We start from the raw sequence: 230 nt of genomic DNA on the forward strand, positions 1-230 counted from the left end.
GTGGTGCGCAGTGTTCTCGGCGGTATCCGATGCGCCCTTGATACTGCAGCCTGAAGAGGTGCTGGAGGCCCGTTTCGTCACGGTGCAGGCCGCATTGCTCGATACGCAGAGCAAACCGTATTGCCCCGACTCGCTACAGGCCCTGCAGCACTATCTGGCCAATCGATAGCAAGGCGATGAGGGTTGCTCGCGCTACTGATCGGGCGCGGGTCGCCAATCCATCAGCCTGT

Annotated in this window: 1 pseudogene; it reads left to right on the forward strand. The window is 61.3% G+C overall.

Features of this window, described 5'->3' with window-relative positions:
• Positions 1-169 (forward strand): annotated as a pseudogene (locus tag AC0IYH_RS34330) (NUDIX hydrolase); the annotation flags it as partial.
• Positions 170-230 lie beyond the last annotated feature (61 nt).

Source organism: Pseudomonas sp. AC463 (genome assembly GCF_979253585.1).